Source organism: Streptococcus sanguinis (assembly GCF_013343115.1).
Lineage (GTDB): Bacteria > Bacillota > Bacilli > Lactobacillales > Streptococcaceae > Streptococcus > Streptococcus sanguinis_H.
Map to the genome: position 1 here is coordinate 628,901 of NZ_CP054570.1, position 21,986 is coordinate 650,886.

General features: G+C 42.2%; 23 protein-coding genes and 1 other annotated feature. Of the genes, 22 read left to right on the plus strand and 1 reads right to left on the minus strand.

The window, feature by feature from the left end; genetic code table 11:
* Positions 1 to 3 precede the first annotated feature (3 nt).
* The 8 genes from FOC72_RS03110 (at position 4) to FOC72_RS03145 (ending at position 10,242) form a co-directional block, all read left to right on the plus strand.
* Positions 4 to 1,251 carry a glycosyltransferase family 4 protein gene (locus FOC72_RS03110; protein WP_002895017.1) on the plus strand — a complete coding sequence of 416 codons (1,248 nt, stop codon included), beginning with the start codon at positions 4 to 6 and terminating at the stop codon, positions 1,249 to 1,251.
* 113 nt (positions 1,252 to 1,364) lie between these two features.
* Positions 1,365 to 2,513, plus strand: coding sequence for a beta 1-4 rhamnosyltransferase Cps2T (gene cps2T, locus FOC72_RS03115; RefSeq protein ID WP_002895020.1), 1,149 nt, complete (start codon positions 1,365 to 1,367; stop codon positions 2,511 to 2,513).
* Positions 2,510 to 3,445: a glycosyltransferase family 2 protein gene (locus tag FOC72_RS03120; protein ID WP_002895022.1), complete on the plus strand. Its 936-nt coding sequence runs from the start codon at positions 2,510 to 2,512 to the stop codon at positions 3,443 to 3,445. Before cps2T ends, FOC72_RS03120 begins: the two co-directional genes overlap by 4 nt.
* 5 nt (positions 3,446 to 3,450) lie before the next feature.
* Positions 3,451 to 4,257 carry an ABC transporter permease gene (locus FOC72_RS03125; protein ID WP_002895024.1) on the plus strand — a complete coding sequence of 269 codons (807 nt, stop codon included), beginning with the start codon at positions 3,451 to 3,453 and terminating at the stop codon, positions 4,255 to 4,257.
* Positions 4,257 to 5,462: an ABC transporter ATP-binding protein gene (locus FOC72_RS03130; RefSeq protein WP_002895026.1), complete on the plus strand. Its 1,206-nt coding sequence runs from the start codon at positions 4,257 to 4,259 to the stop codon at positions 5,460 to 5,462. Before FOC72_RS03125 ends, FOC72_RS03130 begins: the two co-directional genes overlap by 1 nt.
* A gap of 16 nt (positions 5,463 to 5,478) precedes the next feature.
* Entirely contained in the window at positions 5,479 to 7,149 is a 1,671-nt protein-coding gene (locus tag FOC72_RS03135) for a rhamnan synthesis F family protein (protein WP_002895028.1), read from the plus strand.
* Positions 7,150 to 7,205: 56 nt separating this feature from the next.
* Positions 7,206 to 9,674: an LTA synthase family protein gene (locus FOC72_RS03140; protein WP_002895029.1), complete on the plus strand. Its 2,469-nt coding sequence runs from the start codon at positions 7,206 to 7,208 to the stop codon at positions 9,672 to 9,674.
* A 79-nt stretch (positions 9,675 to 9,753) separates the two neighbouring features.
* Positions 9,754 to 10,242 carry an EbsA family protein gene (locus tag FOC72_RS03145; protein ID WP_002895031.1) on the plus strand — a complete coding sequence of 163 codons (489 nt, stop codon included), beginning with the start codon at positions 9,754 to 9,756 and terminating at the stop codon, positions 10,240 to 10,242.
* Here FOC72_RS03145 and FOC72_RS03150 read toward each other — a convergent pair.
* Positions 10,239 to 10,436: a ferredoxin gene (locus FOC72_RS03150; RefSeq protein WP_295345912.1), complete on the minus strand. Its 198-nt coding sequence runs from the start codon at positions 10,434 to 10,436 to the stop codon at positions 10,239 to 10,241. The two genes, FOC72_RS03145 and FOC72_RS03150, sit on opposite strands and share 4 nt — an antisense overlap.
* 45 nt (positions 10,437 to 10,481) lie before the next feature.
* Here FOC72_RS03150 and FOC72_RS03155 point away from each other — a divergent pair, with 45 nt between their 5' ends.
* The 14 genes from FOC72_RS03155 to FOC72_RS03220 all read left to right on the plus strand — a co-directional run bounded on the left by FOC72_RS03155 (position 10,482) and on the right by FOC72_RS03220 (position 21,931).
* The gene (locus FOC72_RS03155; protein WP_002895035.1) at positions 10,482 to 10,919 is read left to right on the plus strand and encodes an SAG1386/EF1546 family surface-associated protein; all 438 of its coding nucleotides are present in this window, start codon (positions 10,482 to 10,484) and stop codon (positions 10,917 to 10,919) included.
* A gap of 9 nt (positions 10,920 to 10,928) precedes the next feature.
* Positions 10,929 to 11,606 carry a (d)CMP kinase gene (cmk, locus tag FOC72_RS03160; protein ID WP_002895036.1) on the plus strand — a complete coding sequence of 226 codons (678 nt, stop codon included), beginning with the start codon at positions 10,929 to 10,931 and terminating at the stop codon, positions 11,604 to 11,606.
* A 26-nt stretch (positions 11,607 to 11,632) separates the two neighbouring features.
* Positions 11,633 to 11,763 (plus strand) — a sequence feature (ribosomal protein L20 leader region).
* Positions 11,764 to 11,779: 16 nt separating this feature from the next.
* A complete protein-coding gene (infC, locus tag FOC72_RS03165; protein ID WP_002895037.1) occupies positions 11,780 to 12,310 on the plus strand; it encodes a translation initiation factor IF-3 in 531 nt (176 codons plus the stop codon).
* Between the two features lie 33 nt (positions 12,311 to 12,343).
* Positions 12,344 to 12,544: a 50S ribosomal protein L35 gene (rpmI, locus tag FOC72_RS03170; RefSeq protein WP_002895038.1), complete on the plus strand. Its 201-nt coding sequence runs from the start codon at positions 12,344 to 12,346 to the stop codon at positions 12,542 to 12,544.
* Positions 12,545 to 12,588: 44 nt separating this feature from the next.
* A complete protein-coding gene (gene rplT / locus FOC72_RS03175) occupies positions 12,589 to 12,948 on the plus strand; it encodes a 50S ribosomal protein L20 (RefSeq protein WP_002895040.1) in 360 nt (119 codons plus the stop codon).
* Positions 12,949 to 13,165: 217 nt separating this feature from the next.
* Positions 13,166 to 13,633, plus strand: coding sequence for a deoxycytidylate deaminase (locus tag FOC72_RS03180; RefSeq protein WP_002895042.1), 468 nt, complete (start codon positions 13,166 to 13,168; stop codon positions 13,631 to 13,633).
* Between the two features lie 172 nt (positions 13,634 to 13,805).
* Positions 13,806 to 14,228 (plus strand): hypothetical protein, encoded by a 423-nt coding sequence (locus tag FOC72_RS03185; protein WP_223313307.1) that lies wholly within the window; start codon positions 13,806 to 13,808, stop codon positions 14,226 to 14,228.
* Between the two features lie 262 nt (positions 14,229 to 14,490).
* Positions 14,491 to 15,681 carry a methionine adenosyltransferase gene (gene metK / locus FOC72_RS03190; RefSeq protein WP_002895046.1) on the plus strand — a complete coding sequence of 397 codons (1,191 nt, stop codon included), beginning with the start codon at positions 14,491 to 14,493 and terminating at the stop codon, positions 15,679 to 15,681.
* Between the two features lie 243 nt (positions 15,682 to 15,924).
* Positions 15,925 to 17,184 (plus strand): UDP-N-acetylglucosamine 1-carboxyvinyltransferase, encoded by a 1,260-nt coding sequence (gene murA, locus FOC72_RS03195; protein ID WP_002895048.1) that lies wholly within the window; start codon positions 15,925 to 15,927, stop codon positions 17,182 to 17,184.
* Between the two features lie 33 nt (positions 17,185 to 17,217).
* Positions 17,218 to 17,769 (plus strand): GNAT family N-acetyltransferase, encoded by a 552-nt coding sequence (locus FOC72_RS03200; RefSeq protein ID WP_002895050.1) that lies wholly within the window; start codon positions 17,218 to 17,220, stop codon positions 17,767 to 17,769.
* A complete protein-coding gene (gene spxR, locus FOC72_RS03205) occupies positions 17,762 to 19,039 on the plus strand; it encodes a CBS-HotDog domain-containing transcription factor SpxR (protein ID WP_032914135.1) in 1,278 nt (425 codons plus the stop codon). The genes FOC72_RS03200 and spxR overlap by 8 nt, the downstream gene beginning before the upstream one ends.
* Positions 19,040 to 19,060: 21 nt before the next feature.
* A complete protein-coding gene (locus FOC72_RS03210) occupies positions 19,061 to 19,918 on the plus strand; it encodes a methionyl aminopeptidase (RefSeq protein ID WP_002895055.1) in 858 nt (285 codons plus the stop codon).
* 34 nt (positions 19,919 to 19,952) lie between these two features.
* Complete coding sequence (locus FOC72_RS03215) at positions 19,953 to 20,879, plus strand: YihY/virulence factor BrkB family protein (RefSeq protein WP_002895057.1); 927 nt, start codon at positions 19,953 to 19,955, stop codon at positions 20,877 to 20,879.
* Between the two features lie 32 nt (positions 20,880 to 20,911).
* Positions 20,912 to 21,931, plus strand: coding sequence for a hypothetical protein (locus tag FOC72_RS03220; RefSeq protein WP_002895060.1), 1,020 nt, complete (start codon positions 20,912 to 20,914; stop codon positions 21,929 to 21,931).
* The last annotated feature ends 55 nt before the right edge of the window (positions 21,932 to 21,986 follow it).

The window sequence follows — 21,986 nt, forward strand, 5'->3', positions numbered from 1 at the left end:
GCTATGAAAAAAAAGATATTATTCATTTCGCCGACTGGAACGCTGGATAATGGAGCTGAAATCTCTATTGTCAATTTGATGGAATACTTGGTCCAGACGGGCCATCAGGTTATCAATGCGATTCCGGATTATCATGTAGCCGTTCAGCAGGACTATATATCCAGCTTGGCTGCCTTGGCTATTGAGACTATAGCCTTGCCGTCAGTTAAATGGTGGTGGGAGGATGCGCCTGGTGGCCTGCCAGATAGTCCTGAGACTAGAGCTCGGTCATATCAGGATAATACCTCAGCGCTCAGAAAGATACTAACGGAGCGAAAGATTGATTTGGTTATTACCAATACGGTCAATATGTTTCAAGGTGCAGTGGCAGCGGCCTGCGAGGATGTTCCGCATTTCTGGCTGATTCATGAATTTCCTGACGGAGAGTTTGGCTACTATAAGGAAAAGCTAGATTTTATCAGTGATTATTCACAGGAAATATTTGCAGTTAGAGGTGCCTTGCAGAGACAGTTACAGGAGCTGCTGCCAAACAGAAAAGTCTTGTCTTTTGCCCCTTTTACGAAAATTTATCCTACTAATACAGGAGAAAAGGATAGAGCCGAAAGACGTATTGTGTCAGTCGGACGTTTGACAGAGCGGAAAAATCAATTAGAATTGATAAAAGCCTATGATCAGCTATCTCAGCCAAAACCGGCCTTAGTTTTTATAGGTGCCTGGGATGAGGAATACAAAAAAAAATGCGATACTTATATCTCTGAACACCAGATAAAAAATATTAGCTTCTTAGGGCCCAAGGACAATCCTTGGGCAGAGGTGACGGCAGCAGACCTAGCGGTATTTCCGTCTGCGATGGAGACCTTTGGTTTAGTCTATATTGAAGCGATTATGAATGGCCTTCCGACCATTTTGTCGGATAATCCTGGTCATCTATCCGCCTATGAAATCTTTGAAGAAGGCCAGCTCTATTCTTCTGGCAATATCGAGGAGTTGGCTGATAAGATAAACCTTGCCTTGGCAAACTTTGAGGGATTAAAAGACCAGTCGGTGGCCAATCTTGGCAAAATCCAAGAGCGCTACACAGTTCAGAGTGTTTACCAAAACTTATTGGATAAGATAGAAAACACTGAAATGTACCAGGCTAACTCCTTGCGCCATGTCAAGTGCTTATTGGATACAAATTTACCTTCTCAATCAGCCAGCTCTTTCTTACGCAAAGTGAAAAATAAGCTGCTTTCTGGTAGAAGAGGTTAAAGAAAGAAAAGGACAAGTGTAGCCGCGGCTCTACCTGTCCTTTTTGTATTATACAAACACACTAGAAAGTGGTATAATAGAATGGATTGTAAAATCTTGAATTGAGGGAAATCATGAAACATGTCTTCATCATCGGGAGTCGGGGACTTCCTGCCAAATATGGAGGATTTGAAACCTTTGTCGAGAAATTGACAGAGCATCAAATCTCTTCTCAAATCCAGTATCATGTGGCTTGCCTATCAGATGATGAAGCTTTTCATCATTTTGACTACAAGGGAGTAGACTGCTTCACAGTCAAGCCACCCAAGCTTGGTCCTGCCCGCGTAATTGCCTATGACATGATGGCTGTCTCCTACGCCCTCAAGTTTGCTAAGAAAGAGCAGATTGAGCAGCCAATTTTTTACATTCTTGGAAATACGATTGGTGCTTTTATCCTTCCCTTTGCTCGTCGTATCCATCAGGCAGGTGGTCAATTCTTTATCAATCCTGACGGGTTGGAGTGGAAGCGGGCCAAGTGGTCTAAGCCAGTCCAAGCCTATCTCAAATATTCTGAGAAGGTTATGACCAAGTACGCAGACTTGGTTATCGCGGACAATCAAGGCATCGAAAGCTATGTTCAAAAAGCTTATCCTTGGTCTAAAACGACCTGTATCGCTTATGGAACCGACCTTTATCTGTCCAATTTGACGGAAAACGAAGGCAAGGTCAGGGTCTTCTTTGAAAAGTGGGCCAGTAAGGAAAAAGACTATTACCTCATTGTCGGACGCTTCGTTCCGGAAAACAACTATGAAACCATCATTCAAGAATTCATGAAATCCAAAACCAGACGTGACTTGCTGATCATCTGCAATCATGAGGGCAATCCCTATTTTGAAGAGCTCAAGCAGAAAACAGGCTTTGACCGTGATTCTCGCATTAAGTTTGTCGGTACGGTCTACGATCAGAATCTGCTCAAATATATCCGTAATCATGCTTTTGCATACATACATGGGCATGAGGTTGGTGGGACCAATCCGGGACTCTTGGAAGCTCTGGCTCAGACAGATGCCAATCTGGTATTGGATGTGGATTTCAATCGGAAGGTAGCCAAGGAAACGGCTCTATACTGGCAAAAAGAACCTGGCCAGCTGGCCCAACTGATTGACCAAGTAGATGCTCAAACTGATTTTACGGAGCTAGGCCAAGCCGCCAAAGAAAATATGAAAGAAAACTACACCTGGGAAAAAATTGTGGGTGAATACGAGGATTTATTTTTATCATGAAAGTGACCATTCTTCTGTCCACCTATAATGGGGAACAGTTTCTGGCCGAGCAGATTAAGAGTATTCAAGAGCAGACATATAGAGATTGGCAACTGCTGATTCGTGATGATGGCTCTACAGATGGGACGCGGGCTGTCATTGAGGACTTTTGCCGCAAGGATGACCGCATTGCCTTTATCAATCGGGAAAATCCACAAAATCTGGGTGTCATTCAGAGTTTTCATAGCCTGCTTCAATACCAAGATTCGGATTTCTATCTCTTTAGCGACCAAGATGACGTTTGGCTGCCAGACAAGATTGCCATGCAATTGGCTGAGGCAGACAAGTATGATAACAGTCAGCCCCTGTTGGTTTATACTGACTTGAAGGTCGTAGATCAAGAGCTACAGGTTGTTCACGAAAGTATGATTCGTACTCAGTCAGATCACGCTAATACAGAACTAGTCCAAGAGTTGACGGAGAATACGGTGACGGGTGGTGTTTCTATGATAAATCGCGCCTTGGCTCAACTTTGGACTGGGAAGGAAGAGCATGAACTGCTCATGCACGATTGGTATCTGGGCTTGCTGGCTGCGGCTTTTGGCAATCTAGTCTATATTGACAAGCCGGGTGAGCTCTATCGTCAGCATTCGAATAATGTGCTAGGAGCTCGAACGCTCAGAAAACGCGTAAAAAACTGGGTGCGTCCCCATGTTCTTTTTGCCAAATATTGGAAATTGATAAAAGACAGTCAGACTCAGGCCAGAAATTTGCTGGTCCTGCCGCTGACTGCTAAAAATAGAGAGTTAATTGAGAACTTTGTGACCATTATGGAGGTGCCTTTTAAGGAGCGTTGGCGCAGGATTCGCCAGTATGGCTATCGTAAAAACCGCACTTTTCATACGCTTGTTTTTACAAGCCTCATTCTCACAAAGTTTGCTTATAAGGAGTAATATTCATGGATTTTTTTAGTAAAAAAAATCGAATTCTTTTGAAAGAATTAATCAAGACGGATTTTAAGTTGCGTTATCAAGGATCCTTAGTCGGCTATCTCTGGTCGATTTTGAAGCCATTGATGATGTTTACCATCATGTATCTGGTCTTTGTCCGCTTTTTGCGCTTTGATGACGGGACACCCCACTATACAGTGGGGCTTTTGCTGGGGATGGTTTTCTGGTCTTTCTTTACCGAAGCTACTAACATGGGCATGCTTTCCATCGTTTCTCGGGGAGATTTGCTTCGTAAATTGAACTTTCCCAAGCATACCATCGTCATTTCATCGGTTCTTGGAGCGGCAATCAATTTTCTGATTAATCTGGTCGTTGTTTTCCTTTTCGCCTTGATCAATCAGGTGGAATTCGGCTTGCATACGCTAGTGATTATTCCTCTTTTTCTGGAGGTATTGGTTTTGGCAATGGGCTGTGCCCTCATGCTGTCTTCCTTGTTTGTGAAGTATCGGGATATTGGACCGATTTGGGAAGTGGCACTTCAAGCAGGAATGTATGCTAGTCCTATTATTTACTCTCTGACCTTTCTTTTGCAGCGGAAGCAATTCTTTGTCGCTAAAATTATGATGCTCAATCCGATTGCCCAGATGCTGCAGGATATGCGCCATTTCATCGTTTCTCCTGTTAATGTCAGAGGCTGGGATATCGTGAATAACAAACTAATCGCCCTCATCCCTTACTTGATTCCTTTTGTGATATTGGCTCTAGGTTTGTTCTTCTTTAATAAAAATGCTAAGAGATTTGCGGAGATTTTATAATGTCAAATAATATTGCAGTAAAAGTCGACCATGTAAGTAAATTCTTTCGATTGCCTACTGAGGCTACTCAGAGTTTGAGAACCAGTCTGGTTAATCGTTTTAAGGGGATTAAAGGCTACAAAGAACAGCATGTTTTGAAAGATATTTCCTTTGAGGTCGAAAAAGGTGACTTCTACGGGATTGTTGGCCGCAATGGATCTGGTAAGTCCACCCTCCTGAAAATTATCTCTGAGATTTATATTCCGGAGAAGGGCAAGGTAACTATTGATGGTAAGTTGGTTTCCTTTATTGAGCTAGGTGTCGGTTTCAATCCAGAACTAACTGGCCGCGAAAATGTCTATATGAACGGTGCTATGCTGGGATTCTCAACAGAAGAAGTAGACGCCATGTACGATGATATCGTGGAGTTTGCCGAGCTGGGCGAGTTTATGAACCAAAAACTTAAGAACTACTCCAGCGGTATGCAGGTGCGTTTGGCCTTTTCTGTGGCCATCAAGGCTCAGGGTGATATTCTGATTTTGGACGAGGTCTTGGCTGTCGGGGACGAAGCCTTTCAGCGTAAGTGTAATGACTACTTTAAAGATCGTAAGGAATCAGGTAAGACGACCATTCTGGTGACCCATGACATGGGAGCTGTTAAAAAGTATTGTAACAAAGCTGTCTTGATTGAAAATGGCTTGGTCAAGGCTATCGGCAATCCAGATGATGTAGCCAACCAGTACAGTCTGGACAATGCGACTGAAACAAAAGCCATGAACGAAGGATTCCAGGTTGAGAATGCAGCGGTTTCTGATTTGAAAGTTAAGCTCTTGCATTCGCCTCAGATTTCACCTGAACAAGAGATTGAATTTGAAATTTCTTATCAGGTAAATCAAGACCTACCGACCTATGTTTCCTTTTCTCTGACAGATATCGATCGAACCATCTGGCTTTATAATGATAATTCCATGGATCAGCCGACAGAAGGACCTGGACAGAAGCGCTTGACTTACAAGTGCCATGTGTCACAGATAAATAACGCTAAGTTAAAGCTGCAGGTTTCAGTGCGGGATCAGGAAGAACAAATTCTAGCCTTTGCAGACTCTCAGAACAACCCAGTTATCTTAATCAATCGTCAGGATATTAAGGATGATGATGTCTCTGCTAAGGATTCTGCCACTGGCTTAATCCAGCGTAATGGCAGTTGGAAGATTTCTCAATCATAAAGAATAAGGTATTTTCATGGAACGAATATTACTCTATGTTCATTTCAATAAATGCAATCATATAAGCGGTCATGTCTTCTATCAATTGAAGCAGCTAAAGCCGCTTTTTTCTAAGATTCTTTTTATTTCAAATAGTCCTTTGAGCAATGAGGACAAATGCCGGCTGAGAGAAGACTTGGGAATTTCTGACTTGCTTGAGCGTGATAATCGAGGCTTTGATTTTGCAGCCTGGCGTGACGGTATGAACTGGCTGGGTTTTGACACTTTGCAGAACTCAGACTCTCTGACTCTCATGAACGACACTTGCTTCGGGCCTCTATGGGATTTATCAACGATTTATCAGCGCTTTGAAGAGGATTCGCAAGTCGATTTTTGGGGAATGACTAATTTTCGCAAGACCAGATACTTTGAAGAACACCTGCAGAGCTACTTTGTCACCTTTAAGCAGTCAGTTCTCAAAGACAAGTCTTTCCGTGAATTTTGGTCTCAGGTAGAAGATTTTACTGACGTTCAAGATGTGATAGACCATTACGAGACCCAGTTTACCAAACGTTTTGTAGAGGCAGGATTCAAATATCAAGCTCTCCTTGATACCCGTCAGGAAGAAGCAGGAGAATTGGTTCATCCAGATTTTTCATACTATAAGCCTCTTAGGATTCTGGAAGCAAAGATTCCTTTTCTAAAGGTGAAGGCTCTCACGGGCAATCCTTTTTTGGCTAGGTATTTGCTGGAAGATCTTGAAACCAACTCATCCTATCCAACTTCGCTTATTAGGGAACACCTGTTCTATCATTTTGGTCCAGACCTTCCTTGTTTGCTGCAGGACAAGTATTTGTCTCAGGCAACTTCGAACTATCGGACAGATCAGCCTGTCCTCCTGCATATTCATGTAACGGATTTTCCTATTTTTCAGCAGTATCAGGACAAGCTATTCTCTCTATCGTCTCAGTACGAGTATTTATTGACAACAAACCAGCCAGAAGTTCTGAAACAGCTGCAGACAGCTCTTGGTCATCTGGGCAATAAAGTTCAGATTGTCCTAAGTCAGAAATCTCGTGCCTGGCTTGCCATGCTAGAGCAGAAGGAAATTCTGCAAGACTATGCTTATATCGGTCATCTATCTACTCATAGATTGGTAGAGAATCAGGCAGTTTTTGACCAAGCTATGCGCTCTGATTTGATAAATCTGATGGTGGATTATGCGGATGCGAGTATAGAAGCGCTAGAGCAGGAGTCTGCTGTAGGTCTGGTTATTCCGGATTTGCCGCGCCTAGTCAGAGATGGCTTGTTTGAGACAGAACCACTGCGTCCAAGTCTGTCTGCTGTCTGGCAGGAAGCTGGTTTGCATAAGTCTTTTGACTTTATGACCGCCTCTTCTCTGACGAGAGTCTATGGCGGCTTCTTATGGTTCAAAAATTCTGCTTTGGCTAGTTTGTTCCAGATGAAGAGCTTAGAAAGTTTGCCATCCTCTGATCAGGAGCTGTCTGATGTTTTAGAGCATTTATTAGTTTATCTAGCTTGGGACAGTCATTACGATTTCAAGATTATGCTCTTATCTTCTCTACCCTCTTTACTGGACTGGCAGAGGAAGAGGGCAGAATTGACCGAGCAAAAAGAAAAATTAAGTCAGAAAAATTTATCTCAAAAGATTCGAAATCGTTTGTCCAATCTTTTAAAGAAAAAGTGAGATTCTTAATTCACAAAAATCTCACTAGAGAATATAACTATTTACCAGAAAGAAAAATGAAATTTTTACTCAACCACTATAAGCAGTTCTCATACCTGCTGATTAGTTTTTTACTTTTAGATACAGTCTCTGTTACAACAGTCTTACTATTGAAGGAAGGCGAAGATTTACGGAATTATCCTGCCTTGTGGCTGGCTTTTCTGATGTTGTTCCCTCTTTTGTTTGGCTTGGGTAAGCTTTTGTCTCAGTTCTTCAGCAAAAGATTCTTCCTATGGTCAGCTATTATTTACGCTCTCTATACAGGATTTTCTTACTTACTGACAGTAACTCAGCACGTCAATGATTTTGAGTTCAAAGCAGAACGGGTTTTCAGCAATCATTTTTGGCAGTTTAACTCCCTGTCTGGCTTGCTTTTGATTTTCTTATTTGCGTATATTTTTATCCATTTTCCAAAGCTTAAAAAACGCTTTCCAGGTAAGTTCTTGCAGGTTAATAAGAAAAATAGAGAGGTACTGGAAAATCTTTTTCTCTCCCAATTCTTTCTATTTCTTGCTTTGATGGACGATAAGATGCCGGAATTGCTGCATCACCAAAGCTATTTAGTGAATTTCCTTGAGGAAGGCAAGTTGGATATAACGCAGAACTTTGTGCTAACTTTCCTCTGCCTTATCGCACTTATCTTTATCTTGCTTTCTCTCCCCAGCTTTCTAGCTGTTAAGGGATTGCGCGATCTCGCTCAGAATAAAGCCAGTGTTTCTGTTGCTTTTGTGTTGAGTGCAGTGTTTGCTCTTATATTTAACTATACTATCCAAAATAGTATCCGAGGAGACGTGATTGTTTTGGATCAGTATCTTTTCACTGGAGCCAGTCTCTTTCAAATTATCGTTTTTTTCATGATTTTTATGGCTCTTTACCTGATTTTCAATCATTTTCTCCTGCCAACCATGCTGATAACAGCGCTAGTGGTGATTGCCACCATAGCTAGCAGTCTGAAATTTCAGTATCGCCAAGAGCCAATATTGCCTAGTGATATGGTCTGGCTGAGAAATCCCAAGACCCTCTTTGACTTTCTCGGAGGCAATTATGGATTTTATGCTATCTTGGGACTAGCTGCTCTAGGCGCTCTCTACTGGTATTTGCGTAAGAAAATCTTGCCAGGCAAGTTCATTACCGTTCTTAAATACCAACTTCTCTTGCTAGTCCTACCCCTAGTCTTTTTCTTGGGAGTCATGGATATATTTGCTACTAAAAAGAATGGCAAGATAGTAGAGAATATCCCAGTCATTTCGGTCTTAAATAATTACCATGACCTGACTTGGATGGGAAATACTGTCAATTCACAGCTGCGCTCCCTTTCTTTTGTCTGGTTTTCACAGATGTCGGATACAACCATGATCGAACCGCGTGGCTATTCCAAGGAAAAGATTCAAGAGATAGAAAAAAAGTATAAGAGTATTGCGGAAGCTATTAATAAAGAACGCCAGAATAAAATCGAAGATCAAACGGTAATTTATCTCCTAAGTGAAAGTTTTTCTGACCCTGCTCGGGTTGACGGCGTTACTATGTCTGAGAATCCAATTCCTTATATTCAGGAAGTTAAAACTCGCACCACCAGTGGACTGATGAAGTCAGACGGCTATGGTGGAGGAACGGCCAACATGGAATTTCAGACCCTGACAGGTTTGCCTTTTTATAATCTGTCTCCATCTATTTCGGTTCTCTATACTGAAATTGTCCCGAGGATGAATAGATTCCCTTCCATTAGTGATGCTTATTCATCTAAGAATCGGACAGTAATCCATCTGGCCTCCCCTAGCAATTATGCCAGAAATGTCATTTACCAGGATTTGGGATTTGATACCTTTATTCACTATGGCACTAAAGGCCTGAAGGGTGATAATATAGGTGGTAATTACAGCGATCAAACGACTTATAATCAGGTCTTGGAGCATTTGAATGGCAAGCAGGGACAGTTTTTTTCTGTCATGACCATGCAGAACCACATGCCTTGGAGTGAGCCCAATCCTGTATACATGTCTGCCAGCTATCCTGACTTTAGCAAGGAAGGGAACGAATCTCTTTCCAGCTATGTCAGAATGCTTTACCATACAGATCAGGCGACCAAGGAGTTTTTGGAGAAGCTTTCAAAGGTAGATAAAAAGGTAACGGTCGTCTTTTACGGTGACCATTTGCCTGGTCTCTATCCTCAGTCAGCCTTTAAAGAAAATCCAGAAAGCCAATATCTGACAGATTATTTCGTTTGGAGTAATTATGAAACTCCTAAACTCGATTATCCAAGAGTCAATTCTAGTGATTTCTCCGCTCTCTTACTGGAGCAGACAAATTCCAAAGTATCACCTTACTATGCTTTGTTAACAGAAGTATTGCATAAGGCCAGTATAGATAAAAAGGAATTGGACGAAGAAGCTCAAGAAATAGCAGATGATTTGAAACTGATTGAGTATGATATGGTCAGAGGCAAGGGCTACTTGTCTGATAGCTTCTTTAAGACAGCAAAATCATAAATAAAAAAATAGAATAGGCAAGTCTACCTGTTCTATTTTTTCTTAATTTATGCTAAACTAGTAGTATGGGGGTGTGAGCATGATAAAGATTTTCGGTAAGGTTCGCTATCACTGGCAGCCAGATGTAGCCATCCTGATAATATATTGGTCTTTATCGGTCATTCCGATTTTTGTTGGCTTAGCTTTGATGTATGAAAGCTCACGAGTGCCGACTCTTGTTCTGTTTTCTTTCTTCTTGTTCATGGTTTTGTTGGGAATGGGAGTTCATCGTTATTTTACCATTTATGATGATGGAACCTTGCGAATTATCACAGCCAATCCCTTTACTCCGATAAAGGTCAAGATTTCAGATATTGAAAAAGTCGAAGTGACCAAGACGTCAATTACCTTATATTTTAAAGGGCAGAGCCGCAGCCGGAGTTTTTGTATGCGCAAGTGGCCTAAGAAATATTTTGTCAATGCCCTAGCCCTTAATGAGCATTTTAAGGGTGAGGTAGAATTAGTAGATAATTTTACCCATATTGACTATTTTGAAGCTTACTATGGCAGTCAGTCCAAAAAATCCTAGTCTTTCAAAAGAGCTCGGGTTGGGCAGTTTTTGATGGCTTCCACGACATCGGGATCCTCAGCGATTTCCTTTTCTAGGAGCTGGTCGTCCTGGTAAAATTTGACGATGCCATTGTCATGATAGTCAAAAAGATCTGAGTAGGTTTGACAGAGCCCACAGGCAATGCACCGTTCGGGAATGAGTGTTACTTTCATACCCATATTGTAATAAGATTTTAAGAAAAACTCAAGGAGGAAGTCATGGAAAAAGAACCGTGGGAAGAAGATGTATACGATAACGGAGAAGATAAGTTGAAACGAACCAAGAAATTTAGCGCCTTGAATGCAGACCGCTTGTTGACCATTTTAACCATTATTTTCTGTATTTTAGTGGTTGCGGTGGTGTGCTTCTTGACCTATCTGTCTACTGGGGGAAGTAATAGACAGACCCAAATGGAAGGTTTCTACGGCACTTCAGCAGCAAGTTCCAGCAGTGAAGCGTCTTCTACTGCAGAGCAGACAGCGGCAAATACGACAGAATCATCTGAAGGAACTCTGACTGTCCAGCCTGGTGAAGGAGAGGCAGCCATTGCGGCGCGTGCGGGTATTTCTATTGCCAAGCTGGAACAGCTGAACCCTTCTCATATGTCCACTGGGTCTTGGTATGCCAATCCAGGTGATGTTGTGAAGATTGAGTAGGAGCTGACCATGAAACAGATTCAAATTGCGATTGACGGTCCTGCTTCCAGTGGAAAATCGACTGTTGCTAAGATTATTGCCAAGGACTTTGGCTATACTTATTTAGATACAGGAGCCATGTACCGGGCTGCAACCTATCTGGCTCTGCGGCATCATCTAACAGAAGCAGATGCCACTGAAATTGTAGACTTGCTCAATAATCATTCGGTCAGTTTTGGTCGAGCGGAAGATGGCGAGCAGCTAGTCTTTGTCGGCGACGTGGATGTGACTCACCCGATTCGGGAAAATGAAGTTACCAATAATGTTTCCTGGGTATCAGCCATTCCTCAAGTACGTGAGAAACTGGTGGCCTTGCAGCAGCAAATTGCTGCTCAGGGAGGGATTGTCATGGATGGCCGTGATATTGGAACGGTTGTCTTGCCTCAGGCTGAGCTCAAGATTTATCTGGTAGCTTCGGTTGATGAAAGAGCTGAGCGCCGATATAAGGAAAATCTATCAAAAGGTATTCCAGCTGATTTGGACAAACTGAAAGAAGAAATTGCAGAGCGGGATTATAAGGACAGTCACCGCGAGGTTTCGCCATTGAAACCGGCAGACGATGCCATTCATTTTGATACCACGGGTGTTGGCATTTCTGAAGTTGTTGCATTTATCGAAGAAAAAGCGAAAAAAATCATTGACAAATAAAATGAAACTTGGTATGATAGTAGAGTTGAGAAAAGCAGAAGTGAGAGCTTCTCGCCTTGCGACTAACGTTGTCTGGCTCTACAGGATTTAGTTTCAGTAATGAAATATTATCATGTAGTGCGGGTTTGCGTTAGCAGGTCCGCACTTGTTTTTCTCTAAAAATAAAAAAAGAGGTGAAAACCATAGCAAAACAAGACTTATTCATCAATGATGAAATTCGTGTGCGTGAAGTTCGCTTGATCGGTCTTGACGGCGAACAATTAGGTATTAAACCGCTGAGCGAAGCGCAGTCTCTTGCGGATGAAGCAAATGTCGATTTGGTCCTGATTCAGCCACAAGCTAAACCACCTGTTGCAAAAATTATGGACTACGGTAAGTTCAAATTTGAGTACCAGAAAAAACAAAAAGAACAACGCAAGAAACAAAGTGTTGTTACTGTGAAGGAAGTTCGTCTGAGTCCAACTATTGACAAGGGAGACTTTGACACTAAACTTCGCAACGCACGCAAGTTCCTTGAAAAAGGAAATAAAATAAAGGTATCTATCCGCTTCAAAGGCCGGATGATTACCCACAAAGAAATCGGGGCTAAAGTTTTAGCAGATTTTGCTGAAGCGACTCAAGATGTTGCTATTATTGAGCAAAAGCCTAAGATGGATGGACGTCAGATGTTCATGCAGATGGCGCCAATTCCTGACAAAAAATAGATTGTCAGAAAGATAGAAAAAGGAGAAAACATTATGCCAAAACAAAAAACACACCGCGCATCAGCTAAACGTTTCAAACGTACAGGTTCTGGTGGCTTGAAACGTTTCCGTGCTTACACTTCTCACCGTTTCCACGGAAAGACTAAGAAACAACGCCGTCATCTTCGCAAAGCAGGAATGGTGCATGCAGGAGATTTCAAGCGTATCAAAGCAATGCTTACAGGTCTGAAATAAGAGCTACTGTAACGATTATCTAGGAAATATTGGAGGAAATATAAATGGCACGTGTTAAAGGTGGCGTTGTATCACGCAAACGCCGTAAACGTATTTTAAAATTAGCTAAAGGTTACTATGGAGCAAAACATATCTTGTTCCGTACTGCAAAAGAGCAAGTAATGAACTCTTACTACTATGCATACCGTGACCGCCGTCAGAAAAAACGTGACTTCCGCAAACTTTGGATCACTCGTATCAATGCGGCAGCTCGTTTGAACGGACTTTCATACTCACAATTGATGCATGGTTTGAAATTGGCTGAGATTGAAGTTAACCGTAAAATATTGGCTGACTTGGCTGTTAACGATGCAGCAGCTTTCACAGCTCTTGCAGATGCAGCTAAAGCTAAGCTTGGTAAATAATTAAAATAAGAACTGAGGATTTCCTTGGTTCTTTTTCGATAACTATTAATGAAAAGTATAAAGAAAGAAATAGCCCGCCATGCCACTTATAGTATAGATAAAGGCTTGTTACTGATAAGACAGATTTCATGGTAAAGCTAGTTAAAAATAGGGAATTGCGATATAATAGAAAAAACAGATACTTATGTGAATAAAAAATCAGTAGAATGGAGAAATTATGTCGGAGAATCGTTTAGCTTGGGATCAGTATTTTGCGGCTCAGGCTCTCTTAATCGCTAATCGTTCAACCTGTAAGCGAGCCAAGGTTGGCGCTGTATTGGTCAAGGATAATAAGGTTATTTCAACTGGTTACAATGGCTCGGTTTCAGGGACTGAGCACTGTATTGACCATGAGTGTCTGGTTATTGACGGTCACTGCGTGCGGACCTTGCATGCTGAGGTCAATGCCATCTTGCAAGGAGCCGAGCGGGGAGTCCCCAAGGGATTTACGGCTTATGTGACTCATTTTCCCTGTCTCAACTGTACCAAGCAACTGCTTCAGGTCGGCTGTAAGCGAGTGGTCTACATCAACCAATATCGGATAGATGACTATGCTCAGTATCTATACAAGGAGAAAGAGGTGGAATTAGTTCATCTGCCGCTGGATGATGTCAAGAAGGCTATCGCTCAGACGGATTTGGTATAGAATGAGGAGTTTATGTGAAAAGCGCATATGTATGTTATGTAGCAAAATATTCTCTGAATCAAGCGTGTATTATAGAGGTTGGACATAAGCGAAATGCTATTATCTGAGGAACAATAGTGGGATAGATATCTTGCCTCTTCAGTCTAAAAAATAATTAGAAAGGATGAATCAAATGACGAATAATGAGATGAATAAAGATAATAATCAATCTATTGAGGAACAAAATATTCCTGACGTTACTATGAAGAATTCAAAAGAAACCAAGTATAGGTCAGGTCTGCTGTCATTTGCTTTTTATCTATCGATAATTTATCTTGTCTTGTTTGTTTTACTTTTCACTCTAGCAGCTCCATGGGGGATCGTCTTGTTAATTTTCCTAGCACCCAGCTTAATTTGTATTTTAATTGCGACCGTTTTAACTGGTATTGGAAAGAATAGAGGAAATAAGGGTTTACTGTATGCAGGTTCAGGACTTTACCTGATTTCTGCCTTTTTTGCAGGAGACCCAGATTGGTTTCTTTTTCAAATCGCTCCATTTGTTTTAGCAGCTCTTGTTTTGTTCGGAACTCTAATGGCTAAAGAAGTGGAGAGGTAACAGAAGAAAATTTGGTGCTAAACTATATCTTCTCTTTATGTTTTTATTTTGTTATTTAGTCTGGATAGGTTGGTTAACTTCCAAGAATGAATGGAGCTTAACAAGGTATAGTTTTAATCTATATCTTGTTCTTTTTTTAAAAAAAGGAGTGGTATCGTAAATTATGGTATAATGAAGAAGTTATATAGTCCCGATAAGGTGGTAGTTCTTTCTATCAGTACTTTGTAACTCTATAACAATTTATTTAAGGGGGGACATTTCTATGTCAGAACGTAAACTTTTCACGTCTGAGTCTGTATCGGAGGGGCATCCTGATAAGATTGCAGACCAAATTTCCGATGCTATTTTGGATGCTGTCTTGAGTCAGGATCCAGATGCCCATGTGGCTGCTGAAACAGCCGTTTATACGGGCTCGGTTCATGTTTTTGGTGAGATTTCGACCACAGCTTATGTAGATATTAACCGTGTGGTTCGAGATACCATTGCAGACATTGGCTACACCAATACAGAGTATGGATTTTCAGCTGAGACAGTCGGTGTGCATCCGTCTTTGGTGGAGCAGTCTCCAGATATTGCTCAAGGTGTCAATGAAGCTCTGGAAGTTCGTGGGAATGTGGATCAAGATCCATTGGACTTAATTGGTGCTGGAGACCAGGGGCTTATGTTTGGCTTTGCAGTGGATGAAACGCCGGAGCTCATGCCGCTTCCTATCTCGCTCAGTCACAAGCTAGTCCGTCGATTGGCAGAGTTGCGCAAATCAGGAGAGATTGCCTATCTTCGTCCAGATGCTAAGTCACAGGTGACAGTTGAGTATGATGAAAATGACCAGCCTGTGCGCGTGGATACGGTGGTTATTTCGACTCAGCATGACCCAGAAGCGACTAATGAAGAGATTCATCGTGATGTGATTGAAAAGGTGATTAAAGCAGTAATCCCAGCCCAGTATCTGGATGATAAGACAAAATTTTTCATCAATCCAACCGGCCGCTTTGTAATTGGCGGTCCGCAAGGAGACTCTGGCTTGACTGGCCGTAAGATTATTGTGGATACTTATGGCGGTTATGCTCGTCACGGTGGCGGTGCCTTCTCTGGTAAGGATGCAACCAAGGTCGACCGCTCTGCTTCATACGCAGCTCGCTACATTGCTAAAAACATCGTGGCGGCGGGACTGGCCAAGAAAGCAGAAGTGCAGTTAGCCTATGCCATTGGTGTGGCTCAGCCGGTTTCTGTACGGATTGATACTTTTGGAACTGGTGCTGTTGCAGAAAGCAAGCTTCAGGAAGCAGTTCGTCAGATTTTTGATCTGCGTCCGGCCGGTATCATTCAAATGCTGGATCTGAAACGTCCAATCTATCGTCAGACAGCAGCTTATGGCCACATGGGTAGGACAGATATTGACCTGCCTTGGGAAAAGTTGGATAAGGTAGAGGCATTGAAAGCAGCAGTGCAGTAAGATGACAGTTCTCAATCGTAATGGTTGAGAGCTTTTTTATATAGGTGGCTTTTACAAGGCAAGCAGTCTAGCCTTGCGCTTCTCTCATTTTTTGCAATACTATTTTTTCTGAAAAATTATTGAAAAAGCCATTTTCTCTGTTTCATTTTAATTTCAATTGTCTTATTTATCTAAAAGTATAGGAAATTTCCTGAATCTGTGGTATAATAAATGGCAATACCTTGAAAGAGCTTTATTTTAAACATGAAAAAAATTGTAATACATGGTGGTCGCCCCTTAAAAGGAGAGGTGACTATTAATGGTGCTAAAAACAGTGTCGTTGCCTTGATTCCGGCTGTGATTCTGGCAGATGATATTGTAACGTTGGATGGCGTTCCGGATATTTCGGATGTGGATAGTCTGATTGATATCATGATTGCCATGGGGGCTAGTGTTACTCGCTCTGAGGACAGTCTGACGATTGATCCGCGTGGTATCCAAAACGTCCCTATGCCTTATGGAAAGATCAACAGTCTAAGAGCGTCTTATTATTTCTATGGCAGCTTGCTTGGCCGCTATGGTGAAGCGACGGTAGGTCTGCCTGGTGGCTGTGACTTGGGGCCGCGTCCTATTGACTTGCATCTCAAGGCTTTTGAAGCAATGGGGGCTAAGATGACCATGGATGGCAACTACATGAACCTATCCACAGGGGGTCAGCAGCTGAAAGGCGCTAGCATTTATATGGATACGGTCAGCGTGGGTGCTACCATCAACACGATGTTGGCTGCTGTCAAGGCCAAAGGTCGGACTATTATTGAAAATGCAGCGCGGGAGCCAGAAATCATTGATGTGGCAACTCTCTTGAATAATATGGGAGCACATATCCGTGGAGCAGGAACTGATATTATTACGATTGAGGGGGTTCCACACCTTCATGGAACGCGTCATCAAGTAATTCCTGATCGTATCGAGGCAGGGACCTATATCGCCCTTGCTGCAGCTATTGGTCAGGGAATTCAGATTAATAATGTCCTTTATGAGCATTTGGAGAGTTTTATTGCCAAGCTTGAGGAAATGGGTGTTCGGATGACGGTTTCTGAAGACAGCATTTTTGTCGAAGAGCAGCAAAATCTGCGTGCTATAAACATTAAGACTTCTCCTTATCCAGGCTTTGCAACTGACCTACAACAGCCCATCACTCCGCTCTTGCTGACGGCTAATGGCCATGGTAAGATTACGGACACAATCTATGAGAAGCGGGTTAACCATGTGGCGGAGCTAGCTAAGATGGCAGGCAAAATTTCAACTAGCAGCGACCAGATTGTCTATGAGGGACCAAATCAACTGCAGGGAGCTCAGGTCAAGGCGACCGATTTACGAGCAGGAGCTGCTTTGGTTATTGCAGGTTTGATGGCTCAAGGAAAGACAGAGATTACTAATATCGAGTTTATCCTGCGCGGCTATTCTAATATTATTGAAAAATTAACAAGTCTGGGTGCAGATATCCAGTTGATAGAAGAATAAGCGTTTTTCGCTTATTTTTTGTAGAGGTAGCAGATGAATTTGTGGACACATTTAGCAGCCTGCTCATTTATTGAGACAGAGCATGCTTTTTTGCGGCCCATTGTCTTTGAAGATGCAGGAGCCCTATATAAGATTGCGTCCAATCCGGAAAATACTCAGTTCATCTTTCCGACAGAAGCAAGCCTAGAGGAAAGTGAATACGTCATTGCCAATTTCTTTATGAAAAATCCTCTGGGGATTTGGGCCATTTGTCACAAGGAAACGCATGAAATGATTGGCTCTGTCAAGTTTGAAAAGATGGACGAGATCAAGAAAGAAGCTGAGTTAGGTTATTTTCTGCGGCAAGACTACTGGGGACGAGGGCTGATGACAGAAATTGTCCGAGAGATTGTTTTTCTATCTTTTACCCGCTTTGACTTCAAGCGTCTCAGCATTATCACTCATGCAGAGAACCTAGCCAGTCAGAAGGTAGCTCAAAAATCTGGCTTCAGCCTCTACCGGCAGTTTAAAGGGAGCGATCGGTACACGAGGAAGATGAGAGATTATCTGGAGTACCGTTATGAGAGAGGAGATTTTAATGAGTAAGCATCAGGAAATTTTAACCTATCTTGAAAATCTTCCAATCGGCAAGAGGGTCAGTGTCCGCAGTATTTCAAACTATCTGGGAGTCAGCGATGGGACGGCCTATCGAGCGATCAAGGAAGCGGAGAATCGAGGTATTGTTGAGACCAGGCCTCGGAGCGGTACGGTTCGGGTTAAGTCCAAGAAAGTTGTCTTGGAGCATCTGACCTATAAGGAAATCGTTGATATTACGGGCTCAGAAGTATTGGCTGGAGAAGATGGTCTAGAAAAAGAATTCAATAAATTTTCCATCGGAGCCATGACGGAGCAGAATATCCTACGCTATCTGACAGAGGGCGGTCTCCTGATTGTTGGAGACCGGACGAAAATCCAGCTCTTGGCTCTGGAAAATGAGAATGCGGTGTTGATTACTGGAGGTTTTGAAGTCAGCTCGGAAGTTCTGAAGATGGCTAATCTGCTTAATATACCGGTTCTCAGGACCAAGCACGATACCTATACTGTTGCAACCATGATTAATCGTGCCCTGTCCAATATGCAGATCAAGACCGATATATTAACAGTGGAGCAGGTCTATCGCTCCAGCCACGAGTACGGCTTCTTGCATGATACTGATACTGTGCGTGATTATCTGGACTTGGTTCGTCGCAATCGTGCCAGCCGGTTTCCGGTTATCAACCAGCAGCAGATGCTGGTGGGAGTAGTAACCATGCGGGATGCAGGGGATAAGTCTCCTCTGACAACCTTGGATAAGGTCATGACGAAAAATGTCTTTATGACAGGCTTATCTGCTAATATTGCCAATATCAGCCAGCGCATGATTGCAGAAGATTTTGAAATGATACCAGTGGTTCGCAGCAACCAGACCTTGCTGGGTGTGATTACGAGGCGGGACATTATGGAAAAAATGAGCCGTTCTCAGATTTCCAGCCTGCCGACTTTCAGTGAGCAAGTGGGACAGAAGATTAGCCGTCAGGATGATTTGTTTTCCTTTACTGTTGAGCCATTTATGCTGGAGCAAAATGGTGTGCTAGCCAACGGTGTGCTGACAGAAATTTTGACTCGGATTACCCAGCAGCTCATGGTCAACAGCGGCCGCAGCCTGATAATCGACCAGCTGATGCTTTATTTCTTTCAGGCGGTTCAGATTGATGACCTGCTGCATATCCAGCCGCGTATTATCCGTCAGACTAGGCGGACAGCCATTATTGACTTTGAGATGTATTTGGAAGCGATGCTGGTTGCCAAAGCCACGATTACAGTGAAAATTAATTAAGAAGAGGAATTTAGAGAAAGAATGATTACTTTAAAATCACAGCGTGAAATTGACTTGATGGACAAGAGTGGAGATTTTCTGGCTTCGGTCCATATCGGTTTGAGAGACTTGATTAAGCCAGGCATTGACATGTGGGACATAGAAGAGTATGTCCGCAAGCGTTGTAAAGAAGACAATGCGCTGCCTCTGCAGATTGGTGTTGAAGGGTCTGTCATGGACTATCCTTATGCGACTTGCTGCTCTCTTAATGACGAGGTAGCCCATGCCTTTCCCCGTCATCAGAAACTGGTAGAAGGCGATGTCATCAGCGTTGATATGGTTGTTGGCTTGGTCGATAAGGCAGAGCTGGATGTGTCCAAGCTAGATTTTGACAATGTGGAACAGATGAAGCAACACACAGAGAGCTTTCGGGGCGGTGTGGCGGATTCTTGCTGGACCTATGCAGTAGGGAAAATTAGCCCAGAGGCTCAGCAGCTGATGGATGTGACCAAGGAATGTCTCTATCGTGGAATTGCGGCTGCCAAGGTTGGCAATCGTATCGGTGACATTGGCGCAGCTATTCAGGAATATGCTGAAAGTCATGGCTATGGTGTTGTGCGGGATCTGGTGGGTCACGGTGTTGGCCCAACCATGCATGAGGAGCCTATGGTGCCGCATTACGGTCGAGAAGGACGCGGCTTGCGCTTGCGTGAGGGAATGGTTCTGACTATCGAACCCATGATTAATACAGGTACCTGGGAAATTGATACGGACTTTGAGACCGGCTGGGCACATAAAACGCTGGATGGCGGCCTGTCCTGTCAGTATGAGCATCAGTTTGTCATTACAAAAGATGGTCCTGTCATTCTGACCAGCCAGGGAGAAGAAGGAACTTATTAGAAATCAAAGGCTGGGCACTTGTCTCAGCTTTTTTTTGAAGGAGAAGAGAGTGAAGAAATTATTTAGTAAGGTTCGCAACAATCAGTTTTTAAGAGAATTTTTCCGTTTTTATAAAGAGGCAGATAGTGAGCTGAGCAGCGTTGCAGTTGCTTATTATTGGCTGATTTCCGTTTTTCCTTTGCTCTTGATTATCGTCAATATTCTGCCTTATTTCCATATTCCAATTGCGGATTTTCTGACAGCTATTAAGGACATGCTGCCAGAGACTTTATATGATGTTGTAGCAAAAGTCATGCGTGAAGTGCTGACCCAGCCTTCGACTGGCCTGCTGAGCTTCTCAGTCTTGTCGGCCCTTTGGACTTTTTCCAAGTCCATGAATTTCCTACAAATTGCCTTTAACAAAGCCTATGGGGTGGCTAAGAGCCGGGGGCTGATTTCTCATCGCGTCATGAGTCTATTTGTGAGTCTTGGTCTGCAGATTCTCTTTGCCTTGGCCCTCTTTCTGACCATGTTTGGCCATATGTCGCTGGATTTCCTCCGTACTTACTGGAAACTAGATAGTCAGCTTTATCAGCACTTGCAGCATTTTACGGAGCCATTGATTTACGCCTTACTCTTTGCGGTTTTGGTTATGCTCTATTATTTTCTTCCTAATGTGAAAATCAACAAAAAACGCTTTGTTCTGCCCGGAAGCGCCTTTGTGCTCCTGACCATTCTGGCTTTGCTGAATATCTTTTCTGTATACATGGATAATTATTTAAATCACCTAGTTGATGTTCGCTTTTTCAGCTCCATCATTATGGTTGTGATGATGTTTTGGTTTATCATAATTGCTAAAATTTTGATTGTTGGTGCAGTACTCAATGCCAGTATCCAGAGCTGCTGTGAGTCAGGGTTTCAAGTTGAAAGCACTGGACGCTTTAGTTTCAAGAAGAAAGAGCAGGATGGGGAAGGGAACTGAAGGTGTTTTAAAGGGGAGAAGGATCAATAAGTATGAAAATTAAAAAAATAACTAAATGGAAGAGTATTGTGGTCGCTCTAGTATTGATTCTAGGATTTGTAGGCTATTATATCTGGGATAATTGTCAAAAGGCAAAATTTCAAGAAAATTATGGTCAATATACCTACTATGTGCCTGAGTATAGACCGAATTATAAATTTTTTGAAGGGGAAAAAGCCATCTTTTATAATTGGGAAGTTGTAAAGTCTGAGGAACAAAGGGAAATGACTGCAGTCGAGTCAGAGGCTGTTCCTAATTATGATAGTATAATGACATTTGGTCATGGTTATTTTGTGAATAGTTATATGAAGTTGAAGAATAATCCAAAACAAAGTTTATATGATTTTAATCGGAATGTACCAGAAAAAGGAGAATATTGGAGGTTAGCTGTTTATAAGCTGGTGGGAGAAAAACTAGAAAGAAAAGAATTTGATATTTTTAAGATGGTGCGTTCTTTTGATAATAGTCTTGTCCCGTCTGAAATAGAATCAACCGGAATTTGGATAGATATTTCTCATCAAAAGAAGTATGTTCGAATCCTTCTCCATCCTAAACATTCTAAAAAAGATGAAGATTATAAGGTTCACTTTATTGATTTGGACGAAGGTAAGATTTTACCAGCTAATGAGGTGAAAACGGAAGGTGTATCTAACCAAAACAATTTTGTTTCTTATACGAGTTTTCATGATAATCTAATTAAAAAGGGGGTAATTGTGTCCTATATTGATGCCGGTCTGAGTGAGGACTACCCTCCAGAAAACCTCAAAAAAACAGTTCTTGCTAAAAACTATCCAGATTTATATAAAATCATTCAAGGACATGGTGGACAGGTTACATTCCTAAATAAAACAACCGATGTAGCATTAGTAAAAAACGTAACCGAACTCTTCTTTCCGCCAGGAACGAATGTATTTGAGAATGTGACTATCCCTGCTAAATATTCAGTAGATGGGCAGGAACATGTCATTAATTCAGCGGAAGAATTACAAAAATACTATAAGGAAGAAAACTAGAAAAAGATATTTTTGTCAAATTTAAAGAGGTTTATCCTCTTTTTTCTTTTTAGTT

Excerpts from the sequence above, each read along its gene's own strand:
- FOC72_RS03210 (WP_002895055.1), top strand. The coding sequence starts at position 19,061 with ATGATTACTTTAAAATCACAGCGTGAAATTGACTTGATGGACAAGAGT.
- cmk (WP_002895036.1), top strand. The coding sequence starts at position 10,929 with ATGAAACAGATTCAAATTGCGATTGACGGTCCTGCTTCCAGTGGAAAA.
- FOC72_RS03185 (WP_223313307.1), top strand. The coding sequence starts at position 13,806 with ATGACGAATAATGAGATGAATAAAGATAATAATCAATCTATTGAGGAA.
- cps2T (WP_002895020.1), top strand. The coding sequence starts at position 1,365 with ATGAAACATGTCTTCATCATCGGGAGTCGGGGACTTCCTGCCAAATAT.
- spxR (WP_032914135.1), top strand. The coding sequence starts at position 17,762 with ATGAGTAAGCATCAGGAAATTTTAACCTATCTTGAAAATCTTCCAATC.
- murA (WP_002895048.1), top strand. The coding sequence starts at position 15,925 with ATGAAAAAAATTGTAATACATGGTGGTCGCCCCTTAAAAGGAGAGGTG.
- rplT (WP_002895040.1), top strand. The coding sequence starts at position 12,589 with ATGGCACGTGTTAAAGGTGGCGTTGTATCACGCAAACGCCGTAAACGT.
- FOC72_RS03200 (WP_002895050.1), top strand. The coding sequence starts at position 17,218 with ATGAATTTGTGGACACATTTAGCAGCCTGCTCATTTATTGAGACAGAG.
- metK (WP_002895046.1), top strand. The coding sequence starts at position 14,491 with ATGTCAGAACGTAAACTTTTCACGTCTGAGTCTGTATCGGAGGGGCAT.
- FOC72_RS03145 (WP_002895031.1), top strand. The coding sequence starts at position 9,754 with ATGATAAAGATTTTCGGTAAGGTTCGCTATCACTGGCAGCCAGATGTA.
- FOC72_RS03135 (WP_002895028.1), top strand. The coding sequence starts at position 5,479 with ATGGAACGAATATTACTCTATGTTCATTTCAATAAATGCAATCATATA.
- FOC72_RS03180 (WP_002895042.1), top strand. The coding sequence starts at position 13,166 with ATGTCGGAGAATCGTTTAGCTTGGGATCAGTATTTTGCGGCTCAGGCT.
- FOC72_RS03120 (WP_002895022.1), top strand. The coding sequence starts at position 2,510 with ATGAAAGTGACCATTCTTCTGTCCACCTATAATGGGGAACAGTTTCTG.
- FOC72_RS03110 (WP_002895017.1), top strand. The coding sequence starts at position 4 with ATGAAAAAAAAGATATTATTCATTTCGCCGACTGGAACGCTGGATAAT.
- FOC72_RS03125 (WP_002895024.1), top strand. The coding sequence starts at position 3,451 with ATGGATTTTTTTAGTAAAAAAAATCGAATTCTTTTGAAAGAATTAATC.
- rpmI (WP_002895038.1), top strand. The coding sequence starts at position 12,344 with ATGCCAAAACAAAAAACACACCGCGCATCAGCTAAACGTTTCAAACGT.
- FOC72_RS03155 (WP_002895035.1), top strand. The coding sequence starts at position 10,482 with ATGGAAAAAGAACCGTGGGAAGAAGATGTATACGATAACGGAGAAGAT.
- FOC72_RS03140 (WP_002895029.1), top strand. The coding sequence starts at position 7,206 with ATGAAATTTTTACTCAACCACTATAAGCAGTTCTCATACCTGCTGATT.
- FOC72_RS03150 (WP_295345912.1), bottom strand. The coding sequence starts at position 10,436 with ATGAAAGTAACACTCATTCCCGAACGGTGCATTGCCTGTGGGCTCTGT.
- FOC72_RS03220 (WP_002895060.1), top strand. The coding sequence starts at position 20,912 with ATGAAAATTAAAAAAATAACTAAATGGAAGAGTATTGTGGTCGCTCTA.
- FOC72_RS03130 (WP_002895026.1), top strand. The coding sequence starts at position 4,257 with ATGTCAAATAATATTGCAGTAAAAGTCGACCATGTAAGTAAATTCTTT.